Origin of the sequence: Halorubrum sp. SP3, from assembly GCF_005435195.1 — an archaeon.
Lineage (GTDB): Archaea > Halobacteriota > Halobacteria > Halobacteriales > Haloferacaceae > Halorubrum > Halorubrum sodomense.
Genome location: NZ_SGTU01000146.1, coordinates 1 through 957 on the forward strand (window position 1 = coordinate 1; position 957 = coordinate 957).

The window sequence follows — 957 nt, forward strand, 5'->3', positions numbered from 1 at the left end:
GCCGCTCTCGGGCGCGGACGCCGCCATGCTTGGCGTCGACACCACCACTGCCGAAATCGCAGACACCGGCTGGTGTCGCGAGTTCATCGACAGGTACGAGTCACAGAAGTCGGTCGATGTCGAGACACTGCTCCAGCAAACTCAGACTGCGAACGGCGATTACCGTGGGACACCCCAGGAGTCGATCGCAGCGCTCCTCATTTCGCTCGCAACCTCTAACGAGTCTGTCGCACTCAAGCAGGACACCGAGTACGTGACTGACCCTGCCGCAGTCGGTCGGCAGGTGCGGACCAAGGGTGGACTGACGTCACTTCAGGTTCGGTTCGGCGTCGAGATTATCGACCCGAAGACGGTGAAGGAATTCGTCACTACGGTACTCGGGGAGGAGCCGGAGGGCGACGGACCGGACGAATGGCTGAGTGAACTCGGACAGTGGGTCGATGAGAACAGCGTGACCGTCAAACGCACGCTGAAGGGAGCGAACAGAGAGTTCGACGTAACGCTCGATTCGTTCGAGGCGACAATTGAGCCGGCTCTCGGTGGTGGCAAACTGTCCACGTCCGACTTGGGAAGTGAAGACGATCTTGACGCGGTACTTGAGGAGGCAGAGACCTTCGCGGACACTCGCGAGCTCTTCGGCGTCGAAGAGGGTGGGAAGTCGCTCTGGGAACGCTTTAGCAACGAACTGGACACAATGACATCGCTCTATCCGAACGCGTCGGTCACCACCAGCATGCGAGCGACAGCAGAAAGCAATACTGTCCCCAGTGTTACGACGGTCGAGTCACGGCTTCGGGACGCAAAGGGCCACCGCGTCGATGAAACGTCGGCGCAGTATCGTCGGATTACGGGTAACTCCACCACTGAGTCTGCCCCTGACGCCATCTGCGACGATCTGAAGGTGTGGCTTCGGTCGAACGAGGAGGACGTTCGAGGAACCGTCGACGCAGCTACGGC

At 60.2% G+C, this 957-nt stretch carries 1 pseudogene; it reads left to right on the plus strand.

Annotated features, from left to right (window positions below):
* A pseudogene (locus EXE42_RS15935) lies at positions 1 to 957 on the plus strand (hypothetical protein); the annotation flags it as partial.